General features: G+C 39.5%; 9 protein-coding genes. 5 read left to right on the top strand and 4 right to left on the bottom strand.

From position 1 onward, the window contains the following. Window positions 1-374: 374 nt before the first annotated feature. Window positions 375-2,120, top strand: coding sequence for a beta-ketoacyl synthase (locus tag Xind_RS18925; RefSeq protein WP_047685854.1), 1,746 nt, complete (start codon window positions 375-377; stop codon window positions 2,118-2,120). A gap of 111 nt (window positions 2,121-2,231) precedes the next feature. Here the strand turns inward: Xind_RS18925 and Xind_RS18920 are convergent, their stop codons facing one another. Both Xind_RS18920 and Xind_RS18915 read right to left on the bottom strand, forming a co-directional pair. Next, entirely contained in the window at window positions 2,232-3,944 is a 1,713-nt protein-coding gene (locus tag Xind_RS18920; protein ID WP_047685852.1) for an ABC-F family ATP-binding cassette domain-containing protein, read from the bottom strand. A 531-nt stretch (window positions 3,945-4,475) separates the two neighbouring features. Next, the gene (locus Xind_RS18915; RefSeq protein ID WP_187650844.1) at window positions 4,476-5,516 is read right to left on the bottom strand and encodes an IS5 family transposase; all 1,041 of its coding nucleotides are present in this window, start codon (window positions 5,514-5,516) and stop codon (window positions 4,476-4,478) included. A gap of 109 nt (window positions 5,517-5,625) precedes the next feature. Between Xind_RS18915 and Xind_RS18910 the strand changes: the two genes are divergently transcribed. After that, the gene (locus tag Xind_RS18910; RefSeq protein ID WP_156115452.1) at window positions 5,626-6,027 is read left to right on the top strand and encodes a hypothetical protein; all 402 of its coding nucleotides are present in this window, start codon (window positions 5,626-5,628) and stop codon (window positions 6,025-6,027) included. Window positions 6,028-6,089: 62 nt separating this feature from the next. Here Xind_RS18910 and Xind_RS18905 read toward each other — a convergent pair whose 3' ends face one another. After that, window positions 6,090-6,446, bottom strand: coding sequence for a hypothetical protein (locus Xind_RS18905; RefSeq protein ID WP_187650843.1), 357 nt, complete (start codon window positions 6,444-6,446; stop codon window positions 6,090-6,092). A gap of 566 nt (window positions 6,447-7,012) precedes the next feature. On the opposite strand from Xind_RS18905, the gene Xind_RS18900 reads away from it, so the two are divergent. The 3 genes from Xind_RS18900 (at window position 7,013) to Xind_RS18890 (ending at window position 9,730) form a co-directional block, all read left to right on the top strand. After that, entirely contained in the window at window positions 7,013-8,530 is a 1,518-nt protein-coding gene (locus Xind_RS18900) for a hypothetical protein (RefSeq protein WP_187650842.1), read from the top strand. Between the two features lie 74 nt (window positions 8,531-8,604). Next, window positions 8,605-9,285: a hypothetical protein gene (locus Xind_RS18895; protein WP_047686258.1), complete on the top strand. Its 681-nt coding sequence runs from the start codon at window positions 8,605-8,607 to the stop codon at window positions 9,283-9,285. Between the two features lie 13 nt (window positions 9,286-9,298). Further along, complete coding sequence (locus Xind_RS18890; RefSeq protein ID WP_047686260.1) at window positions 9,299-9,730, top strand: hypothetical protein; 432 nt, start codon at window positions 9,299-9,301, stop codon at window positions 9,728-9,730. Between the two features lie 103 nt (window positions 9,731-9,833). On the opposite strand, the gene Xind_RS18885 is transcribed toward Xind_RS18890, so the two are convergent. Beyond that, window positions 9,834-10,017, bottom strand: a 184-nt coding sequence (locus Xind_RS18885) for an autotransporter outer membrane beta-barrel domain-containing protein (protein ID WP_187650841.1), incomplete at its 5' end; no start/stop codon positions are given.

Raw genomic sequence — 10,017 nt, 5'->3', positions numbered from 1 at the left:
CTATTCCAAATCTGAAGAAATACACGATAAAGTGATAGGAACGTTTATTGAGCGTGAATACTACTTCCTCTAAGCGATCTAACTATTGGAAGCATGACCCGTAATCCCACTTTGTAACGCTTTATCATATAAGACAAATGCTATATTCTTTCTCAGTCTCCAGACATCATTACGCTTCGTGCCTATATTCTATGAAATTTCAGGATATCGCCAACAAAGCTGTAACCTGAAAACAACGGGTATATAACATTTGATATTTCAGTTTCGATAGAAATAGATCAGATGACAATATTCTCAGTTTTAATGACCAATATATCAGAGTATTAATTTACACCAATTGCTAAACTTCAGAAAAAGTCTTTTGGGAGTTCATAATGAGTAAATTACCCGTCATTGTTGGTTTAGGTGGTATCAATACGGCTGGAAGAAGTTCTGGTTCCCACGGATATAAACGCATCGTATCAAATAGTCTTAATGACAAAATAATGAAAGATACATGGAGCGACTTATGTCATCGAATGGGTATTATTAATGGAACAGAATTTGTCACCGATACCCAAATTGAACAAGCAAAAAATGGCACACTAATTAGAAAAATAACTCTTTTTGATACTCAGAAAGTGCCAGTTAATAAAATAATAACCGATCCTGACAAAGACACAGTTCAACTATTACAATCGACTTATATTCCACTTTCTATGTCCAGCGCAGGACAATTACCGGAAAGATTTGAAATAGGAAATTTATATAATGCCCATCACCATCCTCGCGGTTTACGTCTCGCCGTATATGGTGCCTCAGACTTACTCAATTCAATCGGGATTTCATGGTCAGAGATATCTGCATTAGTAGAACCTGATCAAATTGCTGTTTATGCCAGCAGTGCATTAGGCCAGATAGATCAGTTTTCACTATCAGGATTGATCGGCAATCCACTGAATGGCTTGCGTATTAGCGCCAAAATGTTGCCACTCTCCTTACCAGATATGCCAGCAGATTTTATTAATAGTTATGTTATTAATAATATAGGAAGCACATCTGCCAATATCGGTGCCTGTGCAAGCTTTCTGTACAATCTTAAACAAGGTGTCAATGACATAAGGCAAGGTAAGGCAAAAGTCTGTTTAGTCGGATGTGCTGAAGCACCTATTACTCCTGAAATCATCGAAGGATTCCGTGCTATGGGCGCTCTTGCAGAAGACCATCTATTATGTAAATTGGACGGAACTAACACTGTCGACCATCGCCGTGCCTGCCGTCCATTTTCAACTAATGTCGGGCTCACTCTTTCCGAATCATCACAGTTTGTGCTGCTTATGAGTGACGAGCTCGCACTGCAATGTGGTGCCAATATTCTTGGATCGGTGCCTGATGTTTTCGTGAATGCCGATGCGAACAAAAAATCCATTTCTTCCCCCGGAATCGGTAACTATATCACGATGATGAAAGCTGCTTCCCTTACAGACAACCTTCTGGATGGGAAATTACAACATTCTTACGTTCAGGCACACGGTACAGGGACGCCACAAAATAGGGTTACAGAAAGCCACATTATTAATGAAACCGCGAAAGTCTTTGGCCTCAGCCACTGGGATGTTACCGCCATTAAGGCATATGTCGGGCACTCTTTTTCTACCTCTGCCGGTGATCAATTGGCCAACACGCTAGGCGTTTGGCAATATGGATGGATACCCGGCATTAAGACAATTGATCACATTGCTGAAGATGTACATTCTTCCAACCTGAACATCTTAATGCAGGATAAGTTTGCTGGTGAACAAGGTAAAGATATGCGTGCCACAATCATCAACTCAAAAGGATTTGGTGGCAATAATGCGAGCGCTGTTATTTTATCTCCACAGCAAACAATGCGAATGCTGACAAAAAAACATGGTAACTCCACCATTAGCAACTATCACAAGTGTAATCAGACAGTTAAAGACAAAAGTGAAAAACAGGATCAAGCCATTTGCCGTGGCGAGGAATCTATTATTTATGATTTCGGAAGCTCTGTGATACAACCTTCAGATATCGAACTTTCACGTCATGAAGTGAAATTAGCGGGATTCAAACATACTATAAAACTGCCGAATGCAGATGAATTCAGCGAATTTCTGTGAATTTCCAATATAATAACATCCTGATAATCCGAAAATTATTTGGGGTAATCTGACCGTCATTAAAAAACTAATGACGGTCGGATACAATTAACAAGCCTTACAGATTACGCACTAAAGCTGTCTGCTTATCGTTTCAATCTCCCGTCGCCATTTCTCCTGCAAGGCGGGCTTTTGATGTTTTGGCCTTCTGCGCAAATCCTCCTGCAACAGCGTCTCCAACTCTACCAGACGTTGTAGTAAAACCTCTTCATCCCATACCATTGCCGATTCTTGTTTATTGCAATCAGTAGAATGTTGCCAATTTGATTTTTCCAAATTATCACCCTGTTCGAGCAAAGAATAGATTTCTTCAACATTGTGATATTCAGTTAGCTTACCTTTGTTAATCAGCCAAAAACGGTTACAACTTTGTTCAATAAGACTTCGATCGTGGCTGACAATCAAGGCTCCGCCTTTATATTCCTTCAGGGTATCAAAGAGCTCTTCTTTCCCCTCCAAATCAAGGTGGTTAGTGGGTTCATCGAGAAACAGCAAATGATAACGCGCTAATGTTAGCCCTATGAACAATAAACGTGCCCGTTCACCGCCACTCAATGATGCTACTTTCTGCTGGTGCCTTTGATATTCAAAACCTGCGCTGATAAGCGCCCGTTTACGCTGATCATCACTGGTTGGTGCAAAACGAATTAACGCATCACTCAGTGATGCGTTATCCTGAATTTGCTCCAGCGATTGATCGTAGTAACCGAGCTGACATTGAGGATGATAATCCACATTCTGTAATGTCTTTTCCAGATATTCTTTATACAATACTTTCAACAAAGTAGACTTACCGCAACCATTGTTACCCAGAATAGCGATTCTATCGCCACTCTTAATCTGTTTCGACAGCACATTGAACAGAACCACATTACTCCCCAAAGGCATAACAGCCATATGTTCAATGTCCAGCAATCGGTTAGCGGGTAATGCATCCCCCTGAAGAGTCAGCTTCCATGGGGTGCCTTGAGTGAGTTTAGTTTGCTGCTCAGCCAGGCGCTGTTTACGTGCCAGCATCGTCTTCGCTTTACGAGAAAGATCGGGATTGTCATAAACCTTACCCCATGTGGCTAACCGTTCGGCACTCTGCTCTAGCCTGTCTATCTCTTTTTGCTCACTAACATGACGTTGAAGATCCGCCTGATCACGTTCGAGCAAAGCTTGCCTTGCCTGAGAACAAGCCATACTGAAGTGATATAAGGTTTTGTCCCGCATAATCCAGGTAGTATTAGTCACCCTATCCAGTAAAGTCTGATCATGCGATACCAATACAAACGATCCTTTCCACTGAGACAAAAAAGATTCCAGCCATAGCAGAGAAGTCAGATCCAGATGGTTACTCGGTTCATCCAATAACAGTAAATCAGGTTGCTGGATCACCGCACGACCAAGTAACAGGCGCATATGTTGCCCACCACTAAGATTTCCTATAGGCGTTTGCCAATCCTGTTCGGGAAATCCCAATTCAGACAACAGAAGCTCGGCTCGCCAAATTTCGTCAACTTTAACTTTCTCACTAATAGCCTCTATTAACGTGGCATCATGCAGAGATAAAGGTAAATGCTGTTCGACATACGCCAAAACACACTGATTCGCAATTGTGATCTTACCGTTGTAATCTTCCAAATTACCGCTCAGTAATTTCATCAGGGTGCTTTTACCACAGCCGTTATGACCGATAAGCCCAATTTTATCGCCTTTGTTCAGAGTAAACGTTATATCCTCAAACAAAGGAGCCGAAGAGAAAGCAATAGAAAGTGATTGTGCTGATAAATAAGTGCTCATAGATAACTCAAGAATTTAGGGTGCAAAACACCGTTGTCAGATGCTGACAATAATTCTTCGAGCTTGAGTGAAGAGAACTCTGATTTGTGAAGTTACTATTTTATGTTAGTAACTAAATATTTTTTCGCTCAAGCTAAGATTATTGCAGCGTATGCCACAAACCCTTGAGCGAGCTTCTAATACCAAAGAAGCGAGCGTATAAACGCTGCATAGACATATAGGTCCTCCTTTTTTTAGTCTGGGAAAGTAACGATACTTCCTGGTTATTCGGTGGGCTAAGCATATAAAAAGTCTGCCAGAAAAAGCAAATAAATCAGATAAATTATTTGAAAAATGCGTTCTGGTTCTCATCTATTTTTCGCCGGAAACTCATTCCAATTTATCAAAATTATTCGATATCAAAAGCGCACGAATAAAAAATAACATTAGGGAACCTCTAAAAACTTCCTGTGAAAAAATAAGGTCAATTTTGTCACCAACCGTAATAAAATTGACCTTATTAATCGTGGTGGTTTCTTCCTTTTTCGAGGATTAAAAGGTATGAATGCCCGATTTTCCAAAATAAACCAAACGTTGCAAATCATAGCAGGTCGCCATTAACGTCATCCTGAAATTGGCACGTAATTGGCCTATCGTCCGGATAAATTTTTCGTCCATCTGGGTGAGTGAACCCAAAATATGCTCTACCCGTGCCCGGATGCGCGCGATTTTCTTGTTACGTCCTTTCTGGCAGTGTGATAACGGGTTATTTCGTGACGCTTTTCTCTGAATATGTACACGATAGCCTTGTTCCTTCAACGCCTGCTCACGCTGATGGCTGGCATACCCCTTGTCAGCATAAATATCCCGACTCGTATTGGCTCTGTCCAAAACGGCTTCAAAATATTGGCTATCATGGACAGAGGCGGTTCCTGTGGCGGTCTGACGAATGACTTTGTACTTGACATCGACATTAATCGTGAGTTTGTAGCCAAAATAACTTTTTCCGTGTTTTTTCGTCCAGCTGGCATCCGTATCTTTCTGGCATCGTTTGTTTGTCGTCCAGTTATCCGGGGTTTTACCCTGACGGATTTGTTCATTCTCGTCTTTCTTATTGTGTTGTTTAGGGACCGGTATCAACGTGGCATCGATGATTTGACCGCCCCGGGGAATGAATCCCTGAGCGGAAAGTTGATGTTTAGCTTCTTCAAACAACGCATTGGCCCCTGCCTGTCCGAGCCGTTTTTCGAAACACCAAATTGTGTTGCGGTCCGGAATATTAATGACATCGGTTAAACGACAAAACCGTTGCCAGCTCATCCGGTCAAGTAATTGATATTCCATCTTCTCATCAGAAAGAGTATGGAAATGTTTCAGGATAATGATGCGAACCATCACTTCCGTAGGGAACGGCGGGCGTCCCCCTTTAGGCGAAACAACGCGGGGCACCGCACGGTCAACCGACTCAGCGAGTGCCGAAAAATCAACATACTTATCAAGTAAAAGGAGTGGGTCGCCTAATTTATCTATTTTCTGCCGATGATACTCGGCCGCCAATTTGTCTTTTTTCAAAGCAGAACGAGGAGGGAGCATGATGGCGTTACCTTACAGAGATGTGTTGTTTGTATTTTACTCTGTTAGGCGGCTATGAAAAGTTTTTAGAGGTTCCCTTAAGTTGTTAAACTATTTTATCCAGCTTATCATGTTAACAGAAAAAGAAAATAAAAGACTTAATAAATGTCTTTTCCATTGTGTTGATGTATCCACAGATATAAGTAAATGTAGCTCGGAAGGTTTGGCATTAAGAGAGATTTTAAATGAAAAAATAAAAGGTAATAAGGTAATAGATATAGATTTTCATGATTTTTCAAAGTTACCTTGTTCATATCCAGTAATTGAAAATACTTTCAACACAGAAGAAACTATAGGCGTTCTGAGAGTTTTTGTGTTGATCATGGATACAATGCGCAGAGTCTTTATGAAAAAGAAGGTATTCATATTTTTCTGTGTTTGCTTCGGTATTCGTTACTTTACTTGTATTAAATGCGATGAAGTTAATCGTTTTATTGATAATTTAGCTGCTTGCAAATATGGTTCACTTTAAGTGCAGGCAGCTATATTTAAAATCGAAAAAAACAATAGACTAAGTTAATCCAGTGAGTGACTTCATTCTCGGTCATACCGCTCAATGCCACCATCAGGATAATGATAACCATCTAGATCATAATAACCATGTTTCCAGGGAGCCAAATCAGCCGTATCAGACAGTATGTTTACTATAACAAAGGAAATAATTATTACTGATATAGTAATAAATATACTGAAGCTTAGAATTGTTATAATCAATAAGCATAATGCAATTACTGGAATATGGCCAAGCCATGCGGGGATATTCATAGATTTTGCTTTCTTAACAGTAGTTGCATCCCACGCTCTTAGTCTCTTGAAAAGCCACTTACAGAAATGTGCTGCATTTATTCCCCATTGTTCTCCACGTGACGCTGTTTTTGTTTTTTTCCTCATAATTACTCCCCGTTCCTAATGTTCTTTTTCTACCTCAATATGTTAGGTTGATTTTTGTTTGTTGTCCATGAGATGTATTGGATCAATGAAAAGCTAGACAAATCAGATTATTGTTCTATGTGCCGAAAAAAGTATAGACTCTACTTTTAATGTTCTATTTTTTATTACACACAGGTGACTGCTTTTATTTTTGCTATTTCATTGTTTTTATGGTTTTCAAAGAAGATATTTTATTTTAAATTGCATTTATATGTAACTTTAAATGTATTTTAATTGTGTTTTTAATGTGATATTTTTTCCAGAAATAATGTTGAGAGGATTTAAATATAAATAATTTTTTTTATGTTATGTATGTTGACATTTGTTTGAATGTAATCTGGTTTGCAAATCTCAGTAAAAATAGCCTTTCAGAAATTGATGTTACTTTTTCTATAAAATAAGCTCTAAGCGTAAATAAGTCATTCCTATTATTTTCAAAACATAGTCAAAATTTGCTGTTGACCACATATCACACAAGATGTGGTTTTCGGTTAAAAATAAAATTTATACTTTAAAAGGATAATATAATGGCTAATATCAATACATTTCCTACAGATGGTGCAAAGATTATCAAAGGGCAACCCTTCAGTGTACTTGTTTCGATAACTGGTGAAAATGATATTAAGGACACGGTAAAGATCAGTGCTGATCTCCCATCAGGTATAACACTACTAAATAAATTTCCAGCCAAAGTTAATAATCAAGTATTTTCCCAGCAATTTATATTCCAAGCCGACGGAAGCGATAGCCATAAAAGAATCAGTTTTACTTCAGATTCACCGAAAATAGTAAAAAAAGATGTGACCTATATCCCTATGGATAATCCAGATATGAAACCAGAGAGTTGTTTACTAAGATGTGATACGGGTTACCTGTATGATTCAACACCCGCTCAGCCTTCAAGTAATCCCTCAGCAAGTAACCCATTTATTTCAGCGTCAATTAATCCGACGCTAGAAACGGGGGAAGCAGTTTTAACCTATGATATTCCGCTTCGTACAGCAGCTCCCCTGAGAATATTCATGGAAGAAACCATGACTGAAATTTTACCTTATAAGATTGACGAAAATAACCGCTCTTACTATCTGCTTCAAAAGACATCAAGCGCGGCTGTGAATCTAAAAATATATGCCACTCCGGGCCTCTCTCAGTTCGTTGATATTGATACGATATTCAATGATGAGAAATTCAATCAAAAACAAGTCATATTTATGACATCTGTTCCAACTGATGTATCCGACAATCTTGAACCACCAGAGATTGAAGAAACATTTTTGTCTTCTACTTTAACAAGGCCAGATGAAGAAGAGGATTTTACTTTCCTGGTTCCGTACTACGAAGGGGCCAAAATCGGTGATTTTATAATCGGTTTTGTGACGGACGATAAAAAAGACATCTTAAAGAAAGAACTCTTCGTTGGACGGCTAACAGTTTTAGAAAACGGGTATTACAAATTTAAAGTCGATTACAGCGAGTTGTATCCAGGGGACAACCATATTTGCTATGTTGCGCTTAATCAAGTAGGGACACCGGAAAGATCCAGGCTTGACTACATAAATTATGATAACGGCGGTATTAACGGTCCAAATCCCAATGACGGGCACCGGACTTTGGTTGCTCCAAAGGTGTATGATCAATATGGTCGCTATATTGGAATATATAACCCAATTAATATCAATAGCATCGGCACAACAGGGCTTGAAGTTCGACTACTATCCGATCCTGGTAATCTAGATCATACAATTGCCGCAGGTGACAAGATCACGCTTAAGGTCTATATCTCGCATTATGTCGATATCCATCCAGAAAAAGCCCGTCCTTTACCGATTGTGATGAAATTCGTTGTGAAATCGACAGAAATAGTCAATGGCTATTATAAGACTATCATCCCGGCCGACAAACTGATGGGGTATGACTCAGCAGATGGTTATGATGTAGCAGTACTAACGATAGACTACAGTCGTCTTGCCCAGAATCAGAAATCGAAACTTTACACCAGAAGCTTCGGTACAGTGGCTCCTGGAGAAGGAGACTCGGTAGAGTAGCTCCTTAATCGGAATAGATGACTGCTATTTGGCAGTCATCTTTATTAAGCTAATTGTTTATGAAAGGTGACAGCATGTCTATAAATAACACCATATTGGACGCTCTCCTTGTTCCTCCTGCTTTACCACAAAGCAGCAATGGTATTATTGATGAATCAGAATTAAGTCAAGACGAGTTGGTCGTCATAATAAAGAGGCATGAAAAAGTTCGTATTGGATATCAAATTATTGTTCATTTGACACCATATCTATCATCAATACCGTTTTTTATCACAGATGAAAATATCGAGAATCCAACGTATCAAATAACCATTCCTTTTTCTGCTATTCCTCTCGGAAGCTATGATATTTTCTATACCATCACCGACTTGGTAGGGAATATAGCTAAATCTGAAAGTACTCACGTCACGATTAAAAAATCAGATTATCCGCAACCATTTCTTGAAGCAACGCTAATAATAACCGGATATCAGTCAATCGGTGACGAATATGAAATACTGACCATTCAGATTTACGATAAACAGACATCTGAACAAATCAAAAACACAGCCGTCTCTTATGAAGTAGAGCAAGCCATATACATAAGTGACGTGTCAGAAATTGGTTTAAACCCCGATACGATACATTCAATGTCAACAGATGAATACGGGCAGTTCAAAATAAATCTGAAAGGCGAGGTGGGAGGAAATTGTCTTATAAGGGTTACTGCCAATAATCGTGTCGGAAGCATAAAATATACTATGGGACAACGGTAAGGAGATATTAACAATGGCAACAAAGACACTTTATTTTCCGGGTATCAAAAATGGTTGGTATGTTTCATATTTCTTTCAGGTACTAGCTGGATATGGTTATACAGTGACTCTACAAGATGACGCCGGAAATACTTACGTCTCTTGGGAAAAAGCGGACGATGGAAGTGATGATCCAAATAGAGATGCCAATTCATTTTGGTACGAAGGGTCAGACGGAAAGCTTATATGTACCATTGATTGCCCAGAAAGCAGCCGTCTTGATAATACCTGGGCTGAAAGTATAATAACGCCAAATTCGGGGAACCCAACTCTGGGAAGAACCTATTGTGCCGCCTTTGAGGATAACGGCATTAAGAATAATCGCACTGACTACAGAATCGAATACAATAACTTATTTATCTGTCTGGTCGGGTGGTCTCACTACCACGACGATCACAACGAATAAATATCCATTTTGTAATCAGAAAAAACCTCCAGGAGTTCTCACCGTGGGATATGAAGGGTAGCATTCCCACGGTTTTCTGTTAATTCCTGTGGCTTTTACTTAATCACCACGTCATCCTTAGTCCAATTTTTGCACTCAGTTCATAGCTGTCTGCAAAATTATTCAGACTGGTGTTGACTGAAGTCTGACCATAGACGAAAGAATGGCTATCATTCCAACTGTAGGAACCCCCGATGCCTGTTTCACCCCAAGTGCGATCATTCCCACCGTGGAAGGTTACATTAGCC

It is taken from the genome of Xenorhabdus indica (genome assembly GCF_014467235.1).
Lineage (GTDB): Bacteria > Pseudomonadota > Gammaproteobacteria > Enterobacterales > Enterobacteriaceae > Xenorhabdus > Xenorhabdus indica.
This window is presented reverse-complemented; position numbering and strand designations above follow the sequence as displayed.